This window comes from Pelagibius sp. (assembly GCF_028281305.1).
Classification (GTDB): domain Bacteria; phylum Pseudomonadota; class Alphaproteobacteria; order Kiloniellales; family Kiloniellaceae; genus Pelagibius.
Genome location: NZ_JANQKD010000016.1, coordinates 145,072 through 162,463, shown reverse-complemented (window position 1 = coordinate 162,463; position 17,392 = coordinate 145,072). Strand labels below are relative to the sequence as shown.

The 17,392-nt window shown below is 64.4% G+C and carries 17 protein-coding genes; 11 read left to right on the top strand and 6 right to left on the bottom strand.

The annotated features are described in order from the left end of the window. Positions 1–19 precede the first annotated feature (19 nt). Positions 20–826 (bottom strand): enoyl-CoA hydratase, encoded by an 807-nt coding sequence (locus Q0982_RS04765; protein ID WP_299392329.1) that lies wholly within the window; start codon positions 824–826, stop codon positions 20–22. Between the two features lie 56 nt (positions 827–882). Between Q0982_RS04765 and Q0982_RS04760 the strand changes: the two genes are divergently transcribed. From Q0982_RS04760 to rpsI, 3 genes are all read left to right on the top strand, one after another. After that, entirely contained in the window at positions 883–1,410 is a 528-nt protein-coding gene (locus Q0982_RS04760; RefSeq protein WP_299392326.1) for a PaaI family thioesterase, read from the top strand. Between the two features lie 193 nt (positions 1,411–1,603). Continuing rightward, positions 1,604–2,068: a 50S ribosomal protein L13 gene (rplM, locus tag Q0982_RS04755; protein ID WP_299392323.1), complete on the top strand. Its 465-nt coding sequence runs from the start codon at positions 1,604–1,606 to the stop codon at positions 2,066–2,068. 2 nt (positions 2,069–2,070) lie between these two features. Continuing rightward, positions 2,071–2,562, top strand: a complete 492-nt coding sequence (rpsI, locus tag Q0982_RS04750) for a 30S ribosomal protein S9 (RefSeq protein ID WP_299392320.1) — start codon at positions 2,071–2,073, stop codon at positions 2,560–2,562. Positions 2,563–2,747: 185 nt separating this feature from the next. On the opposite strand, the gene Q0982_RS04745 is transcribed toward rpsI, so the two are convergent. From Q0982_RS04745 to Q0982_RS04735, 3 genes are all read right to left on the bottom strand, one after another. Next, the gene (locus Q0982_RS04745; protein WP_299392317.1) at positions 2,748–3,431 is read right to left on the bottom strand and encodes a DUF1826 domain-containing protein; all 684 of its coding nucleotides are present in this window, start codon (positions 3,429–3,431) and stop codon (positions 2,748–2,750) included. Positions 3,432–3,463: 32 nt separating this feature from the next. After that, positions 3,464–4,681, bottom strand: a complete 1,218-nt coding sequence (gene zigA / locus Q0982_RS04740) for a zinc metallochaperone GTPase ZigA (RefSeq protein WP_299392315.1) — start codon at positions 4,679–4,681, stop codon at positions 3,464–3,466. 456 nt (positions 4,682–5,137) lie between these two features. Continuing rightward, positions 5,138–5,515 (bottom strand): hypothetical protein, encoded by a 378-nt coding sequence (locus tag Q0982_RS04735; protein WP_299392311.1) that lies wholly within the window; start codon positions 5,513–5,515, stop codon positions 5,138–5,140. A gap of 314 nt (positions 5,516–5,829) precedes the next feature. Here Q0982_RS04735 and Q0982_RS04730 point away from each other — a divergent pair, with 314 nt between their 5' ends. The 5 genes from Q0982_RS04730 to Q0982_RS04710 all read left to right on the top strand — a co-directional run bounded on the left by Q0982_RS04730 (position 5,830) and on the right by Q0982_RS04710 (position 10,978). Then, positions 5,830–6,387, top strand: a complete 558-nt coding sequence (locus Q0982_RS04730) for a gamma carbonic anhydrase family protein (protein WP_299392308.1) — start codon at positions 5,830–5,832, stop codon at positions 6,385–6,387. Between the two features lie 224 nt (positions 6,388–6,611). Beyond that, positions 6,612–7,589, top strand: coding sequence for a tripartite tricarboxylate transporter substrate-binding protein (locus Q0982_RS04725; protein WP_299392306.1), 978 nt, complete (start codon positions 6,612–6,614; stop codon positions 7,587–7,589). A gap of 43 nt (positions 7,590–7,632) precedes the next feature. Further along, complete coding sequence (locus Q0982_RS04720) at positions 7,633–9,117, top strand: tripartite tricarboxylate transporter permease (RefSeq protein WP_299392303.1); 1,485 nt, start codon at positions 7,633–7,635, stop codon at positions 9,115–9,117. 20 nt (positions 9,118–9,137) lie between these two features. Then, positions 9,138–9,575: a tripartite tricarboxylate transporter TctB family protein gene (locus tag Q0982_RS04715; protein WP_299392301.1), complete on the top strand. Its 438-nt coding sequence runs from the start codon at positions 9,138–9,140 to the stop codon at positions 9,573–9,575. Then, positions 9,572–10,978 carry a phenylacetate--CoA ligase family protein gene (locus tag Q0982_RS04710; RefSeq protein ID WP_299392298.1) on the top strand — a complete coding sequence of 469 codons (1,407 nt, stop codon included), beginning with the start codon at positions 9,572–9,574 and terminating at the stop codon, positions 10,976–10,978. Before Q0982_RS04715 ends, Q0982_RS04710 begins: the two co-directional genes overlap by 4 nt. 1 nt (position 10,979) lies before the next feature. Here the strand turns inward: Q0982_RS04710 and Q0982_RS04705 are convergent, their stop codons facing one another. Both Q0982_RS04705 and Q0982_RS04700 read right to left on the bottom strand, forming a co-directional pair. Then, positions 10,980–11,861, bottom strand: coding sequence for a class I SAM-dependent methyltransferase (locus Q0982_RS04705; protein WP_299392296.1), 882 nt, complete (start codon positions 11,859–11,861; stop codon positions 10,980–10,982). 34 nt (positions 11,862–11,895) lie between these two features. Then, positions 11,896–13,701, bottom strand: coding sequence for an alpha/beta hydrolase (locus Q0982_RS04700; RefSeq protein ID WP_299392293.1), 1,806 nt, complete (start codon positions 13,699–13,701; stop codon positions 11,896–11,898). Positions 13,702–13,904: 203 nt separating this feature from the next. Between Q0982_RS04700 and Q0982_RS04695 the strand changes: the two genes are divergently transcribed. From Q0982_RS04695 to Q0982_RS04685, 3 genes are all read left to right on the top strand, one after another. Next, positions 13,905–14,690 carry an OmpA family protein gene (locus Q0982_RS04695; protein ID WP_299392290.1) on the top strand — a complete coding sequence of 262 codons (786 nt, stop codon included), beginning with the start codon at positions 13,905–13,907 and terminating at the stop codon, positions 14,688–14,690. Between the two features lie 118 nt (positions 14,691–14,808). Next, complete coding sequence (locus Q0982_RS04690) at positions 14,809–16,029, top strand: LL-diaminopimelate aminotransferase (RefSeq protein ID WP_299392287.1); 1,221 nt, start codon at positions 14,809–14,811, stop codon at positions 16,027–16,029. Then, a complete protein-coding gene (locus Q0982_RS04685; RefSeq protein ID WP_299392284.1) occupies positions 16,026–17,348 on the top strand; it encodes a homoserine dehydrogenase in 1,323 nt (440 codons plus the stop codon). The genes Q0982_RS04690 and Q0982_RS04685 overlap by 4 nt, the downstream gene beginning before the upstream one ends. Positions 17,349–17,392 lie beyond the last annotated feature (44 nt).

The following is a 17,392-nucleotide window of genomic DNA, read 5'->3' as shown; positions in this document are numbered from 1 at the left end:
GGCGGATGGCCTGCGCCGGTTAGCGGCCCTGCCAGTCGGGCTTGCGCTTCTCGATAAAGGCGTCGATGCCTTCCTCGGCATCGCGGGCCAGCATGTTGGTGGTCATGACCTGGCTGGTGTAGGCATAGGCCTCCACCAGGCCGTACTCGATCTGTCGGTAGAAGGCTTCCTTGCCGGTCTTCAGCGTCAGCGGCGACTTCGCGGCGATCTTCTGTGCCATCGCTGAAGCAGCCTCCGGCAAAGTGCTGTCCGGGACGGCGCGGTTGATGAGCCCATAGCTGGCGGCGGTTGCCGCATCGATCATGTCGCCGGTCAGCAGCATCTCCATGGCCTGCTTGCGCGGCACGGCCCTGGAGAGGGCGACCATGGGTGTGGAGCAGAACAGGCCGATGTTGACGCCGGGGGTGCCGAAGCGTGCGGTTTCGGCGGCGACCGCCAGGTCGCAGCTCGCAACGAGCTGGCAGCCGGCCGCGGTGGCGATGCCGTGAACCTGGGCGATCACCGGCTTCGGCAGGGTCGTCAGGCGGACCATCAGCTTGCTGCACTGCTGGAACACGGCCTGGAAGAACGCCCGGTCCCCGCTCTGGGCGCGCAGCTCTTTCAGGTCGTGGCCGGCACAGAAGCCCTTGCCCGAGCCCTCCAGGATCACCGCCCGGGTGCCGGCCTCTTCGGCGATGTCGTCAAGGCAGGCAAGCAGCTCCGTCATCAGGGCGACAGAGAGGGCGTTGTAGGCCTGCGGCCGGTTCAGGGTCAGGCGAGCTATCCCGCCGTCGTCGGAACGGAGGAGGAGGGCAGGATCGCTCGCACGCGCGGCTTCGGCTGACATCGCTGATCGTGGTCCCTTTTGATGTGCATGGACGCGCTCTTGTGAGCAGGCCGACTTTGGCGCTTTCGCCAAGCCGATATCAAGCGCTATTACAGTCTTCTAATCCCATGATATCCAAGAAGGAAGGTGCCATCCAGATGGACCACGACAGGCAGGCCCCCCAGATCACGCTCGACGCCTTCAACCGGCTGCTCGAGGAGACGGCGCCTTTTCAGCGGATTTATGGCTTCATCACCGAGGAAATCGGCTTCGGGCGGGCGCGGGCGCGCATGCCGGCCACCGACGATCACGTCCGCCCGGGCGGGACGATCTCGGGGCCGGCCCAGATGGCGCTTGCCGACTTCACCGTCTATGCCGCGGTGCTTGGGGCCATCGGCAATGTGCCTCTGGCGGTTACCACCAATCTCTCGATCAACTTTCTCCACAAGCCCAGGCCGGGGGATATTCAGGCCGAATGCCGCCTGATCAAGCTGGGCAAGCGCCTGGCGGTTGGGGAGGTTTTTGTGACTTCTCAAGGTGTTGAAGGGCCTATCTCGCATGCAACGGCAACCTATTCGATCCCGCCGCGCGACCCGGAGGCCTAAGCGTCAGGTAGCGGCGAAGCTGCCTTGCAAAGCAATATCTTGAAATCAGGTATTATAATACCGTATTGCTAACATATTCTCTCTTCAATGTTTTTTCTGATTGACAGTCAGCCAGCCGCTTTATAGAAACAGCGCGCCGAAGGGCGGGCCTGTCCGCGCCTTCTCCATCATCATTGAAGAAGTGGTTGGCACGATGAAAACCTATTCCGCCACTGCGTCGGATATCGACAAGAAATGGATCTTGGTCGATGCCGATGGCGTCGTGCTCGGGCGTCTTGCCTCGCAGGTCGCGAAGATTCTGCGTGGCAAGCATAAGCCGAGCTTTACGCCGCACATGGACTGCGGCGACAACGTGATCGTGATCAATGCCGGCAAGGTGAAGCTCACGGGCAAGAAGACCAGCGACAAGGTCTACTACTGGCACACCGGTTATCCGGGCGGGATCAAGCAGCGGACCGCCGGGCAGATCCTGGACGGGGACCACCCGGAGCGGGTCGTCATCAAGGCGGTGGAGCGCATGATCACCCGCAACCGCCTGGGCCGTCAGCAGATGAAGAACCTGCGGGTCTATGCCGGCAGCGAGCATCCCCACGAGGCCCAGCAGCCCGAGACCCTGGATCTCGCGGCGATGAATGCGAAGAACAAGAGGAGCCAGTGACCATGGCGGATGAAACCCAGACCCTGAGCGACCTGAGCGACCTGGGTGAGGCGACGGGCGTGGCCGCGGACGCGGCGCCTGAGGTTGCCGAGCCCCAGCGCGACGCTCTGGGCCGTTCCTACGCCACGGGCAAGCGCAAGGATGCGGTGGCCCGGGTGTGGATCAAGCCGGGCAGCGGCAAGGTCACGGTCAATGGCAAGGATCAGGCGGTCTACTTCGCCCGTCCGGTGCTGCGCATGATCCTCGACCAGCCCTTCGTGGTGGTGGATCGGGCCGGGCAGTTCGATGTGGTCTGCACGGTCAAGGGCGGCGGCCTTTCCGGCCAGGCCGGCGCTGTGCGCCACGGCATCTCTAAGGCCCTGACACTTTACGAGCCGGGGCTCCGTCCGGTGCTGAAGCGTGGTGGCTTCCTGACCCGCGACTCGCGTGTGGTCGAGCGCAAGAAGTACGGCCGGGCCAAGGCGCGCCGGAGCTTCCAGTTCTCCAAGCGCTAACCGCGCAAGAACAGCAACGTCACTGTACTGTACGGCGTTCCCAGGAATTGGGGACGCCGTATCTTTATGTCAGTTCCTGTTGCCGTTCGTCCGTCGACACCCAAGGCCCGGTGTCGACCAAGGGCCCAAATGAAACGCTATGCGTCGCCGGGCACGCGAACTGAGTGATTGGAAGGCGCAGGTTTTCAGGCCTTGACCCACGGTTCCGGCGACACATCCGTTTGCATATTGAGGCAGAGAAACAGCCGGGTACGCCCAGTTCCGGCGATCGGCGGCGAACGGTGAACGATCCCACTGTTCGGGCCGGCACGGTTGCCCTTGAACAGCGCGACATCGTGATCCCCGAGGCGCTCCAGCGGACCGTCAAAACCCCTTTGTTCGGCTACGGCGCTCTCGGCGTGCGCCATTTGGACCCACTCCGTCGTTGGTCCGCGATAGGTTGTGACGAGGCGCGCCTCCACGGTGTCGCGATGAAACTTCCAGCAGGCATCGTGATCGACACGCTCCAGCCGAACATCAACCCAGTCGCTGCGGGTGATGTCCGCAAATGCGCTGACGAGATCGCCAATGTCTTCGACCAGGAGATCGCGCATTTCGCCCGGAACGAGCCCAGATTTGTCCAGCAGCGGCACGAGAGCACACTGCAGATCGTCAGGTCGAACGAGGATCCTTAGGTGAGGAAGACCTACAGCGTCTAAGCGATCGATCCAGTCCCTGAAACACGAAGGAAGCGAACGCTGCCAGATCACAAGTTCGGTGGCGGGCTCATTGATGGCGGCGAGGCCGTCCAGTGTATCAACAGCCCTCACTCCGGCGGTCAGCGCGGCGGCCTGACGGGGGGGGCCAAGTTCCTGGGATGCTTGAGCCATGCTGAACTCCACCGGACCTTTCCGAACAGGTCTCACTCCGCTGCTTGCGCGCGCCGCCACGCCGGGAAAGGATCCGGCAAGTCGGGGAGCGCATCGGGTCCACCTGCGAGGTGCTCGGGCAGGAGGCAGGCGTCGAGCCGTGCCGTCAGTTCCGGCCAGTCGATTCCGCTGCCGATGAAGACGATTTCCTGCCGCCGGTCGCCCCAGGGCTCCTGCCATTGCGCCTGCATGTAGGCGCGCGCGCTTTCATGGTCCGGCCAGCGTTCCTTCGGCACGGCAGCCCACCAGATGCCCAGTGGATTGACCGATGACAGCGCGCCCGCGAGGGAGAACTCGGCCACCCAGTCGGGACGCGTGGCGATCCAGAAATGCCCCTTGGCGCGGATAACGCCGGGCAGATCACCGTTCAGCACAGCGTGAATGCGTTCCGGGTCGAATGGACGGCGGGCGCGGTATACGAAGCTCGTGACACCGTATTCCTCGGTCTCCGGCACATGGTCCTCGTAGCCGTAGAGCTCCTTCGCCCACATTGGGTGCTCGTGCGCCTTCTCGTAGTCGAAGAGTCCGGTATCGAGGATCTTTTCCGCGGGAACGTCGGAATGGTTGGTCTCGATAATCTGTGCATCTGCATTGAGGCTGCGGATGATCTTGCGTGCGGCGTCAACCTGATGAGGTTCTGCATCGGCGACCTTGTTGAGGATGACCACATCGGCGAACTCGATCTGGTCCGTCAGAAGATGCACAAGCGTGCGGTCGTCTTCCTCGCCTACGGTCTCGCCCCGATCACGCAAGAAGTCGTGGCTGGAGTAGTCGCGCAGCAAATTCACCGCATCGACGACAGTCACCATGGTGTCGAGACGCGCGACGTCCGACAGGCTCTCGCCCTCAGCATCGCGGAAATCAAATGTGGCTGCGACGGGCAGGGGTTCGGAGATGCCGGTTGACTCGATCAACAGGTAGTCGAAGCGTCCCTCTCCGGCGAGGCGTCGCACTTCGGCGAGCAGGTCATCACGCAGAGTGCAGCAGATACAGCCGTTCGACATCTCTACCAGTGTTTCGTCGGTACGGCTCAGTTCTGTGTCCGCGCGCACCAAGTCGGCGTCGATGTTCACTTCCGACATGTCGTTGACGATGACGGCGACGCGTCGGCCATCGCGGTTGTTGAGCACGCGGTTCAGGAGTGTTGTCTTGCCGGCGCCGAGAAACCCGGAGAGTACGGTGACGGGCAGGCGGGTGGCTTCAGCATTCATAAGTCATGCCTCGTTCGTTTTGGGCTCGATTGCATGAGCGCGTTTCGTCGCGCCCTGGCGCGCGATGTCGAGGAGGGAGCAAGGGAGACTTCCACCGCCGTTCCATCGTGCGGCCCTCAGATCGGCCGATTCCTCTGCCGTAGATACGTTATGTTATAACGTAATTCAAGAGTGCGTGGCGACCTGGGCTTGCGGTGCGCGATAACGCTGGAGATCGAATCGAAAGGGGTTGAGCCGAAGTATTTGATCTGCTCTTTGGAGGAAACTACTTATAGATAACGATAAGAGATCAATACTTGAGTTAGTGAAGTGCTGCGCCGCGCCGGGCTCACCTTCACCACCTAACACCGCCGGCGTCACAGCGGTGCGTTTTCTCTTTGGGCTCGCTCTCGCCCCACCCTGGCATCGTCGGGAAACTCTAGGCGCCGCTCGCTTCGTCGGTCCGCAAGCAGGCGTCTAACGCTCGACGCAGTCGCCCCCGGCGCAGTCGTAGCGGGCCTTCAGATAGTCGATCAGCTTGTCGCGGTCACCCAGGATGGCTTTCGCGTCCTTGGCAAGCCCGCCGCAGGCGGCCCCCCGGATACCGTCGTAGGACCCCCAGTCCCTCAATCCCTTCTGGCCATAGGGGGTCAGCACGGAGAGTTCGCGCATGCTGGCGTGGAGGCTGTACATTCGGCAGACGTTCATGGCGCCGGCGATGTTGCCGATATAATACTCGAGCTTCTGCATCTCGTCCCACTGCGAGGGCGGGCCGAGGTCGGCGGCCTGGGCTGCTGCGGGGCCGCCGCAGGCAAATCCAATGGCAAGGCAGCCTAGAGTGGCCAAGGTTTTCACTCGAACTCTCCCCATGAGCCTCCCCCAAGAGTGAACTTTTCCAAACAAGCCGCCGTTGTCCGCCGGCCGTCAGCACGCGGGCAAGATATCACGTCTGGAAACTGCCCGCTGCTTTTTTCAACGCCCGGCTGTATCGGCTGCGCCCGCCCGGCGGCTCAATCGTCATCTCGCACCGGATGGCTGTGTCCCGCGGCAGGTTTGACCTGCCGGGCCACTCCGGCTATCTCCGGGACCGCAGTGCTTTTCCGCTCACCGGCGCCGGATGGCGGCTTTCCAGCTTCCACACGGCACCGCAAGCTCGATGGACCACACATATGGCCGGCAACATCATCGCCTACCGGGGCATCCTCCCGAAGATTCATCCCGACGCCTTTGTGGCCGAAACCGCAGCGGTGATCGGTGACGTCGAGATCGGTCCGGGGTCGTCGGTTTGGTATGGCTGCGTGCTGCGCGGCGATGTGAACATGATCCGCGTCGGCGCCGGATCAAACCTGCAGGACGGCACGATTGTTCACGTCAATCATGACCGGACCGGCGACTACCGGGAAACGGGCGGCGGGATGCCGACCGTGATCGGCGACAATGTCACCATCGGCCATCAGGCGCTGATCCATGCGTGTACGGTCGAAAGCGGGGCTTTCATCGGCATGGCCGCGGTGGTCATGGACGGCGCAGTGGTGGAAGGACAGGCCATGGTGGCAGCCGGGGCCCTGGTCACGCCGGGCAAGCGCGTCGCCCGGGGCGAGCTTTGGGCCGGCCGCCCGGCAAAGCCGATGCGCGCCTTGAGCGAGGCCGAACTGGCGGACCTGCCCTATCTGGCCAGCCATTACCAAGAGAACGCGGCCGATTATCTGCGCGAACGCAAAGGCTGAGTCAGATAGGTCTATGGTTTGGTTCGGCTCACGGCTGGGGCCGACGCTTTTGGGGCCGACGCATTTGATCCGGTGACAGCCGTCGCCGCAGTATGGTTAAAGCTTCCTTAGCGTCCGGTCCCTAGGCTGCCGGGCGGTGGATCCGTGGGGACCAAAGTGGGGGACTAGCAGTGTTTCGTTTACCGGCGGTTTTGCTCGGGGCCTTGGTTGCGCTTTCGGGGTTCATGAGCGACGCAGCCGCGGAGACCGCGGCAGAGTTTTACAAGGGCAAGGTGGTCAAGCTGGTTGTCGGCTATGGCGCCGGCGGTGGCTACGACACCTATGCGCGGCTCCTGGCGCCGCACCTGGAGGCGCAACTGGGCGCGACTGTGATCGTCGAGAACCGTCCCGGCGGCGGCGGCAACCTGGCGCTCAACCGGCTGATGACGGCCAAGGCCGACGGCCTTACCCTGATGCTGATCAACGGCCGTGCCTCGACGGTGAGCCAACTGGTGGGAACCGAAGGGGTCCGTTTCGATCTGACCCGGCTGACGGTGCTGGGCCGCGTCACATCGGAGCCCAGGGTTATCGTCTTCAGTGCGGCTTCGCCCTACCGCAGCCTCGCCGATGCCCAGGCCACTGCCGAAGTCATCAAGTGGGGAGCGGCGGGCCGGACCGACTCCCTGGCCAGTGTCGCCGCCATGGCGTCGACAGCGCTGGATCTCAATTCCGAGATCATCATGGGCTACAAGGGCTCGAAGGAAGCGGGTCTGGCGGCGATCCGCGGCGAGGTCGACGCACTCGTCCTCTCGGAAAGTTCAGCCGCCAAGTACGCCAAGGGCGGGATGGTCATCCCCATTGCGGTGTTCGGCCGGGAGCGTTCGGAGATTCTACCCGATCTGCCGACCGTCTTTGAGGTTGCATCCTTCGGAGACAATGCCGCCTGGTGGGTGGACTATACCGAACAACTCACCAAAATCGGCCGCATCTTCGTTTCGACCCCTGATGTTCCCGAGGATCGCACCGGGTTTCTGCGGCAGGCCGTACAGGCAGTGCTGGAAGATCCGCAAATCGTCAGCGACATGGCGGCACAAAGGCGCCCGATACGGGCGGAAACCGCAGAGGTGGTTGAACAGTACATCAGCGGTTCTCTTGCGGCTCTCGATGAGGTCACCCTGGCGCGGGTCCGCAGCGTGGTTTTGGAAGAGTATTTCCCGGACTAGGCCGCTGTCCGAGACTGCGTCTTTACCCGAACGGCACGGCTGAATGCTGGCGGACTATCTTCAGGGACTGCAGCTTTTCCTCGACCCGGCGGTTCTGCTGCTGATCGCAGCGGCCGTTCCGGTCGGCTTGCTGCTCGGCGTGCTCCCCGGCATGAGCGGGCTGACGGCACTGGCACTGCTCCTCCCGTTCGTGTTCGGCATGGACCCGATGGCCGGCCTGGCGTTTCTTCTGGCCGCCCATGCCGTGGTCTATACCGGCGGGGCGCTCACGACGATCTTGCTGGGGATTCCGGGGGCGCCACCCAATGCGGCCACGCTGGCGGATGGCTATGCCATGAGCCGGACCGGTCAAACCGGGCGTGCCCTCGGCGCCGCCTTCGCGTCCTCCGGACTGGGCGGCTGCGTCGGTGTGGTGGCACTCGCCGGCCTCTTGCCCTTCCTCCAGCCCATCGTGCTGACGATCGGCTCGCCGGAGACCTTCTTTCTGGCCTTGATGGGTATCGTCTACATCGCCGTCCTGGGCCAGGGCAATCTGACCAAAGGGCTCATCGCCGGAGGCTTGGGCATCTTCCTGGCGATGATCGGCGAGCAGCGGATCACCGCCGTGCCCCGCTTCTGGCTGGGGTTCGACTATCTGCTCGACGGCATCAAGATCGTTCCACTGGTCCTGGGGCTGTTTGCGATCCCGGAGATACTCGACCTCGCGCGGGGCAGGACACTTGCGCACCAGGCCAATGCTGAGCGTCCGCGCTGGGCCGAAATCCGCCAGGGCATGGTCGATGTGCTGCGCCATAAGCTGCTGTTTCTGCGCTCCTCGGTCATCGGTGTCGTCGTCGGGATAATCCCCGGGATCGGGGGCGACACTGCGCCTTTCCTGGCCTACGCCTCCGCGAAGCAGACGTCGGCGCGTCCGGAGCGCTTCGGCAGCGGCATCGTCGAGGGCGTCATCGCGCCGGAAAGCAGCAACAACGCCAAAGAGGGCGGCGCGCTCGTGACGACGCTCGGGCTCGGCATTCCAGGCAGTGCCGGCATGTCGGTGCTGATCGGCGGCTTCCTGATTCTGGGACTGGAACCCGGCCCGGACTTTCTCGCCGAGCACATGGACATCGCCGTTGGTCTGGCCATCGTGCTCGCCGTCGCCAACCTGCTGGCCGTGATCGTCATGCTGCTGCTGTCGCAGTTTCTGGTGCGGATTGTCGAGGTGCCGGGCACCATCCTCGCTCCGGTTCTGCTTTCGCTGGTGGTCCTGGGCGCCTACGGCTACCAGAACGATCCCATGGACGTGGTCTTCGTCTTTGTCTTCGCGGTGCTTGGCTGCGTCATGCGGGCGCTCGACTACAGCCGCCCGGCGCTGCTGCTCGGCTTCGTCCTGGCGCCGCTGTTGGAGACCTACCTGCACATCTCACTCAGGGCCTACGGGCTGGACTTCCTGTTCAGGCCCGGCGCGCTCTTCATCGCTGCCTTGATTGTCGCGGGTCTTCTCTGGCCCTTGATCCGTCAAAGACGAAACGGGGGCGCGCAGCGATGAGGCGGCTGGAACTCGCGTGCTTGGCAGGGGTTGCGCTCGCCACGGTCGCGCTCTGCCTTCTTGGCTGGCTGGCCTACGATTACTCAGCCGTCGTCCTGCGGCTGCCCGTGATGGTGACGGCGGCGATGCTGGTTGTGATCGCCGCACGCGCAGTGGCGCTGCTGCGTGGCCCGGCGCCCGGGGTCGAAGCTGTTGCGGCGCCGCACAGCCAGCCTGAACTCAAGGACGGATGGCCCAAAGCCGTGCTGTGGCTGCTGGCGGTTTTGCCCGCGGTCGTACTGCTGGGCTATCCCCTCGGTCTGGGGCTTTACGTCCTGGCGTTCGTCCGGCTGCACGGACACGGCTGGCGCACGGCGGTTGCGGCCGGCCTGGCGATATCCGGCTTGAGCTATCTGGGCTTCGTACTCCTGCTCTCCGTTCCCTTACCGCTGATGCCGCTATGGATGGAGGCGCCATGAGCGTCTTTCGCCCGCCAACGTCGTTTTATGAGGGCATCGCCTGGCCCGGTTTTCCGTCGACGGCCGCCGCCGTCAGGCTGGCGCTCCTGCGTCAGATGGAGGAAACGCAGTGGCTTTCGCGGCGAGCCATTCTGAGCCGGCAATTGCTGCAGCTCTCCCAACTCCTGCGTCACGTCTGGGCGACGGTGCCCTACTACCGCGATCGTTTGGAGGAAGCCGGGATCGTCCCCGACCGTGCCCTGGACTACGACACCTGGCTGAAGCTGAAGCCGCTGCAGCGCGGAGAGGTGCAGAGCGCTGGCGAGGCGCTGGTCAGTACCGCGGTGCCAAAGGAGCACGGCTCAATCGGCGAGGCTTCCACCTCGGGATCCACGGGCGAGCCGGTGCGCGTGCTCTCGACCCAGGTCACATCGCTGATCTGGGATGTCGTGACCCTGCGCGAGCATCTCTGGCAGCAGCGCGATCTCTCGGCGAAGATGGCGGTGATCCGGCGCATCTCGGGCGGCCGGGCAGCCTATCCGGGGGGGCTTCATCTGGAACGCTGGGGCCGTGCCGTGGGCAGCGTCTTCGGGACGGGCCCCTTGGTTGCGCTTGAGATCGAGACCAGCATCGCGAACCAGGTGGAGTGGCTGCAGCGCGAGGAGCCTGCCTACCTGCGCGTCTATCCGACGAACCTCCTGTCACTGGCCAATCACTGCATCGCCAAGGGCATTGCTCTACCCCGGCTCAAGCAATGCCTGACGTTCAGCGAGCTGCTCCGGCCCGAGGTCCGCGAGGCTTGCCGTGAGGCCTTCGGTGTGACGGTTGCAGATGCCTACAGCTCCCAGGAAGTCGGCTATATCTCGCTTCAGGCGCCGGGGTATGAGCACCATCTGGTTCAGGCCGATTGCGTCCTGGTTGAGGTGGTCGACGAGGACGGACGGCTGTGTAAACCCGGCCAGGTGGGTCGGGTGATCGTCACCGCCCTGCACAACTTCGCCAAACCGTTTCTGCGCTACGACATCGGCGACTATGCCGAGGTCGGGGAGCCCTGTCCGACCGGACGCCAGTTGCCGGTTCTGAAACGCATCCTGGGCCGAGAGCGCAACATGCTCATTGACGCTGCCGGCGGCGAGTACTGGCCCGCCTTCGGCGTCCGGGGTTTGCTGGCCATCGTGCCGGTGCGGCAGTTCCAGCTCGCGCAGACCGGCCTCGGCGAGGTGGAGGCACGCATGGTGGTCGACGAGCCGCTTGCGCCGGAGAAAGAGGCGGAGGTCGCGGCGCATTTCCGCTCCCGCCTGCCGGAGGGCTTTACGGTGGTCCTGAAGTACGTTCGGGACATCCCGCGCAGCGCCGGCGGAAAGTTCGAGGACTTCGTTTGCGAGATCGAGCGGCCGGAAGCGCCAAAGAGCTCTGGCCCTTAACTTAAGGCCTGCGTGCGATGATCCAGGCGTACTCACGTTTCTCCGGCGGGGTCGGTCCGGAGAAGTGGTGGCTGTCGTCGACGCCCAGGCGGCCGAAGCGCTGCTCCTCGATAACCAGTCCGGCGTCTTCGAACAGCGTAGTGATCTCGGCGCGGGAGCGGATCACGTTCGAGACCACGGTGCCGGAGTAGGCAAACGCCATCTCCCCCAGGGTCTCCGGCGCGATGTCCAGCAAGTCCCGGTGGTCTTTTGCAGCCTCTTCGACCCGGCGCCGGTGTTCGGCCCGCCGTTCGGCGTTGTAGCGCACCTGCGCTGGATGATGGGCGGGGCTGATCGCATTGATACAGAGCACCTGGCCGCCGGGTCGCAGCAGGTCGTGCCATCGCCGGGTCAGCAGAGGGCGGTCTTCCGCGCGCACGAGCCCCAGCAGCGAATGCACGCAGATCATGTCGAAGCGGGTCTCGGACTCGTAGGTCAGCAGATCGGCCTGCCGGGTCTCGACCTTGAGGTGGCGCTTTTCGCCATACCATCGGGCCAGCTTCAGAGGGGTCTCGCAGCGGTCGACCAGGGTAACGGCCGGCTCTGCCCCCATCTGCCGAAACGCAGCAGCCACAATGGCCAGCAGCCCGTAGTCAGCGGAACCGGACAGCAGCACCCGGCGACGCAACGGATCGGCCGCGATCCTCTGCAGAGCCTCTGTGTAGAGGTGGGCATGGCGGTCGAGAGTGGTCACCACGCCGATGATGCGCAGGTACTGCCAGATCGCATGATAGGCCTCGCAGCCTGCGCCGCTGTTGCCATCGCGCCAGCAAGCTTCGGCCGCCCAGGCTCGCGCCAGCGGCGCCGAGGCAATCAGCAGGTCCCGGTCGACCGGTTCCGTCATGACAGTTTTTTGCAGGACCAAGCCTTGGCAGCCGCTAGTCGTGCGCCTTGACTTTCACGTAGCTGCCCGGCCCGTCTTCGAGGACCTTCAGCTTGCCGTCTCCAGGCTTGCGGGCCGGCACCTGGCCCCCGCTGAAGCGGCCGATCCACTTGTTCCACTCGGGCCACCACGACCCGGCATGCTCGGCGGCCCCGTTGATCCAGCTCTCCGGCGACTTCGGATTCTTGGCGTTCGTCCAGTAGCCGTACTTGTTGGCCTCCGGCGGGTTCACGACCCCGGCGATGTGGCCGGAACCGGCGAGGATGAACTTCACGGGCCCGCCCAGGAGCTGGGTGGCGGAGTAGGTCGCCTTCCAGGGGGCGATATGGTCTTCCCGCGTGGAGATCAGGCAGCCCGGCACCTTGATTTTCGACAGGTCGACGTCGACCCCCTTCAGTGTGATGCCGCCGGGTTCGACCAGCCGGTTCTCCTGGTACATGTTGCGCAGGTAGAAGCTGTGCATGGCCGCCGGCATGCGCGTCGAATCGGAGTTCCAGTACAGCAGGTCGAAGGGGAAGGGGTCCTTGCCCATCAGGTAGTTGTTGACGACGAAGGACCAGATCAGGTCGTTGGCGCGCAGCATGTTGAAGGTGGTGGCCATGTCGCCGCCTTCGAGATAGCCCTTTTCGCTCATCTTCTCTTCGAGCGCGGCCAGTTGCACCTCGTCGATGAAGACGCCCAGTTCCCCGGCGTCGTCAAAGTCCATCATCGTCGTGAAGAAGGTCGCCGACTTGATGCGCTCGTCCTTCTTCGCCTGCATGTAGGACAGGGTGCAGGCCAGAAGCGTGCCGCCGAGGCAGTAGCCGATGACGTTGGCGTCCTTCTCGCCGGTCGCCTTTTCGACGGCGCTGAGGGCGTCGAGCGGGCCTTCGAGCATGTAGTCTTCGAAGGACTTGGCGGCCAGCTTCTCGTCCGGATTGACCCAGGAGATGACGAAGACCGTGTGGCCTTCGGCGACGGCCCAGCGAATGAAGGAATTTTTGGGCCGCAGATCCAGGATGTAGAACTTGTTGATCCACGGCGGAATGATCAGCAGCGGCCGCTTGTTCACCTGCTCGGTCGTGGGCTCGTACTGCAGGAGCTGCATCAGGTCGTTCTGGTAGACCACCTTGCCGGGCGTAACGGCGATGTTTTCGCCCAGCTCGAAGGCCTCCGTGTCGGTCATCCTGATCTTGAGCCGGCCCTTGCCGCGTTCGAGGTCGTCGAGCAGGTTCTCCAGGCCCTTGACCAGGTTCTCGCCGCCGGACTCCAGGGTCTCGCGCAGGACCTCCGGGTTGGTCATGAGGAAGTTGGACGGCGCCATGGCGTCGACGAACTGCCGGGTATAGAAGTCCACTTTCTGCGACGTCTTGTCGTCCAGGCCCTCGACGTCTTTGACGGTGGTCTGCATCCAGCGCGCCGTCAGCAGGTAGGACTGCTTGACGAAGTCGAAGAGCTCGTTCTCGTCCCATTCGGGATGCTTGAACCGCCGGTCGCCGCGCTCCGGCTCGGCCACCGGCGAGGCCTCCTGGCCCATCATCCGCTGGGCGGTGGTCTGCCAGAGACGCATGTAGTCCTGCCAGAGGGACATCTGCGCCTGCACCAGCTTGGCCGGATCGGCCATCATGCGGCTGGTCATCTCCATAAAGGCAGCGCCGATGTTCATGGGGTCTAAGGCGGAGGAGCCGCCATTGCCGTCCTTGTACTGCCGCTCCAGGAACTCATTCACCAGTTTCTGGCTGCGCTCGGCGATTCCGGCCACCGATTTGGAGATTTCCACCGGGTCGGGCAGTTTGATGTCGGGGGGCTGTTGCTCCGCCATGACGGCTTCCTTATCCTACCGGGAACTGTGGGCCTGAGCCCGGGGTAGGAATCCGGATTCAGGCTGTCGGCGCCGCAAAAACGCCCCGCAAAGTAATAGGGGGGTAGCGCCGATTCAATAGCAGAAAATCCCGCCTCACACATGGCGGTCGGGCCCTGGACGCCGCAGAATCCGGGCTCTTGGCGATGCGAGGAAGAGACGCGATGACAAGGTTGCAGAATGCCGGCGGAACGCCCCTGAGGCCCGGTCCGCAGCGTTGGGCGAAGGGTTTTGCCGGCTTTGCCATGGCCCTGGCGCTGGCTGGTTGTGCTGCCCTGGACGATGCCACCAAGTCCCCTGAGGAGCTGGCGGCCGAACAGCCGCAAAGGGTTACCACGTCCGGTGGAAAGGATGAATTTCCTAGCCTTTCCGAGGTTCCGCGGGAGCCACAGCCGTACAGCTCGCCGGAAGACCGCCAGCAGAGGGTGGCCGAGCTCTCCGCAGACCGCGACAGCGCGACCTTCACCGAGGTCCCGCCGCTGGAAACGGCAGCGTCGGCCGATCCTTTCGCCAACAGCCTGATCATCTCCTCCGGCTCGGTCACCCGCGGCAGCCAGGTTGCCGCTCTTGAGCCGCAGTCATCGGCAAGCGATGCCGGGCAACTGGCGGCGATTATCTTCTTCAGCCACGGGTCGGTCGATCTGGACGGCAACGACCGTGCCGTTCTGCGCGACCTCGTGACCCTGCATCAGCAGCGCGGCGGCAGCTTGCGGGTGGTGGGCCACGCCAGCAGCCGGACCCGCAATACGACGCCGGATGAGCATCAGGTGGCCAATTTCGAGATGTCGCTGAAGCGGGCCGACGCGGTCTCGGCAGAGCTGCAGCGCCTGGGTGTGTCCACTGCGGCCCTGAAGACCGAAGCGCGGTCGGATGCGGAGCCGGTGTATCACGAGTTCATGCCATCGGGCGAAGCGGGCAACAGAAGGGTCGAAATCTTCCTGGAAAAGTAGCGGGCCCACCGGTACAAGAGGCGCGGACGAGGCCCTACAGACATCCCGGCTTTGCGGCCCGCCGGGGAGCCCCAGCAAGCGGTCCAGGCAACGATCCGGCACCACAGACCAAGATCCAATGTCCCAGGACTTCCACCGTATAAAGCGCTTGCCGCCTTATGTCTTTGCCGAGGTGAATGCCTTGAAGTCCAAGGCGCGCGCGGACGGAAAGGACATCATCGATTTCGGGATGGGCAATCCGGACCAGCCGCCGCCCAAGCACGTCATCGACAAGCTGGTTGAAACCCTGAACGATCCGCGGGTCCACCGCTATTCCACCTCACGCGGGATTCCCGGTCTGCGCCGGGCCCTCTGCCGCTATTACGGTGAGCGCTTCGGCGTTGAGCTCGACCCCGAACGCGAGGTGATCGTAACCCTGGGATCCAAGGAGGGGCTGGCCAACCTGGCCCAGGCGATCACCAGTCCGGGCGACATCATCCTGGCGCCGAACCCCAGCTATCCGATCCATGCCTTCGGCTTCATTATTGCCGGGGCGGCCATCCGCAGCATCCCTGTCGGACCCGAATTCGACTTCATGGAACAGTTGGAGCGCGCGGTGCGCCACTCCGTGCCCAAGCCTTCGGCGCTGGTGTTGAACTATCCCGCCAATCCGACGGCGGAGGTCGTCGACCTGGACTTCTATGCTGCGGTGGTGGACTTCTGCCGCGAGCACGATATCTACGTGATCTCCGACCTAGCCTATGCCGAGGTCTACTTCGACGGTGCGCCGCCGCCGTCGATCCTCCAGGTGCCGGGCGCGCGGGAGATCGCGGTTGAGTTTACCTCGCTCAGCAAGACCTATTCGATGCCGGGCTGGCGCATCGGGTTTTGCGCCGGCAACGCCGATCTGGTCGCGGCGCTCAGCCGCGTGAAGTCCTACCTCGACTACGGGGCCTTTACGCCGATTCAGGTGGCGGCTACGGCGGCGCTGAACGGACCCCAGGACTGCATCGACGAAATGCGCCAGCGCTACCGCTCGCGCCGTGATGTGCTGGTCTCCGGTCTTGCCGCTGCAGGCTGGCCGATCCCCAGTCCGCCGGCGACCATGTTCTGCTGGGCGCCGCTGCCGGAGGCTCTGAAGGAGATGGGCTCTTTGGAGTTCTCCAAACTGCTGCTGGAGGAGGCGCAGGTGGCCGTGGCGCCGGGCATCGGCTTCGGCGAATACGGCGAAGGCTTCGTGCGTCTGGGCCTGGTGGAGAACGAGCAGCGCACCCGGCAGGCCATCCGCAACATCAGGTCTTTCCTGCGGTCGTCCGGCATCGGGCCCGCCGATCCCAAGGTTCGGAACATCGCATCTTGACGGAACCTCTGCGCATAGCGGTCGCCGGCCTCGGCACGGTCGGTGCGGGAACGCTTCGGCTGCTGGATCAGAACGCTGTCGCCATCGCTGCCCGGTCCGGGCGCGGGATCAGCGTGGCTGCGGTCTGTGCGCGCGACAAGGGCCGGGACAGAGGGATCGATCTGTCGCCCTACCAGTGGTTTGACGATCCGGTCGCGATGGCCCGGGAGGCAGATGCGGACGTCGTGGTCGAGTTGATCGGCGGGGCCGAGGGAACGGCGCTGGAAACGGTCAAAGCGGCGCTTTCGCAGGGGCGGTCGGTCGTGACGGCCAACAAGGCGCTGCTTGCCCACCACGGAACCGCCCTTGCACGGCTTGCAGAGGACCGGGGCTGCACCATCGCCTACGAGGCTGCCGTCGCCGGCGGCATCCCGATCATCAAGGGCCTGCGCGAGGGCCTGGCGGGCAACCGGATCAGCCGCGTCTACGGTATCTTGAACGGCACCTGCAACTACATTCTCACGCAGATGTCGGCTGCCGGAGGCGGGGCAAACGCGGGTCCGGTACAGGACTTCGCCGACGTCCTGGCCGACGCCCAGCGCCTGGGCTATGCGGAGGCGGACCCCAGCTTCGATGTCGATGGCGTCGACACCGCGCACAAGCTGGCGATCCTGACGGCGCTGGCCTTCGGCTGCGAAGTCGACTTCGATTCCGTCTACGTGGAAGGCATCCGCAACGTCTCTGCCCTCGACGTGGCCTACGCAGAGGAACTCGGCTACTGCATCAAGCTGCTGGGGGTGGCCCAGCAGGTGAACGGTGCGGTGGAGCAGCGGGTCCACCCCTGCATGGTGCGCAAGGGTCGGCCCATCGCCTCGGTCGACGGTGTCTTCAATGCCGTGGTGGCCGACGGCGACTTCGTCGACACCACCATGTACGAAGGCCGCGGGGCAGGGGCCGGGCCAACGGCCTCTGCGGTCGTCGCCGATCTCATCGACCTGGCGCGCGGCACGGCCCCGCCGGTTTTCGGCATTGCGTCCACGCAACTGCGTCAGTTGCCCACGCTGCCGATGGAGCGGCACACCTGTGCCTACTATCTGCGCTTGCTGGTACTCGACAAACCCGGCGTGATCGCCGATGTCTCGGCGGTCTTGCGGGACGCTGACATCTCCATGGAGTCGATGCTTCAGCGCGGGCGTGCGGAAGGCGAGGGTGAGCCGGTTCCGGTCATCATCATGACACATGAGACCAGCGAGGCGTCGATGCAAGCTGCGCTGGCGCGAATCGCGGCGCTCGATGCCACCCTGGAACCGCCGCAACTGATTCGTATCGTGGATTTTTGAGCACTTCATGACCGGCGCTGCCCAAGGCGTGGTGCGGGGCACGG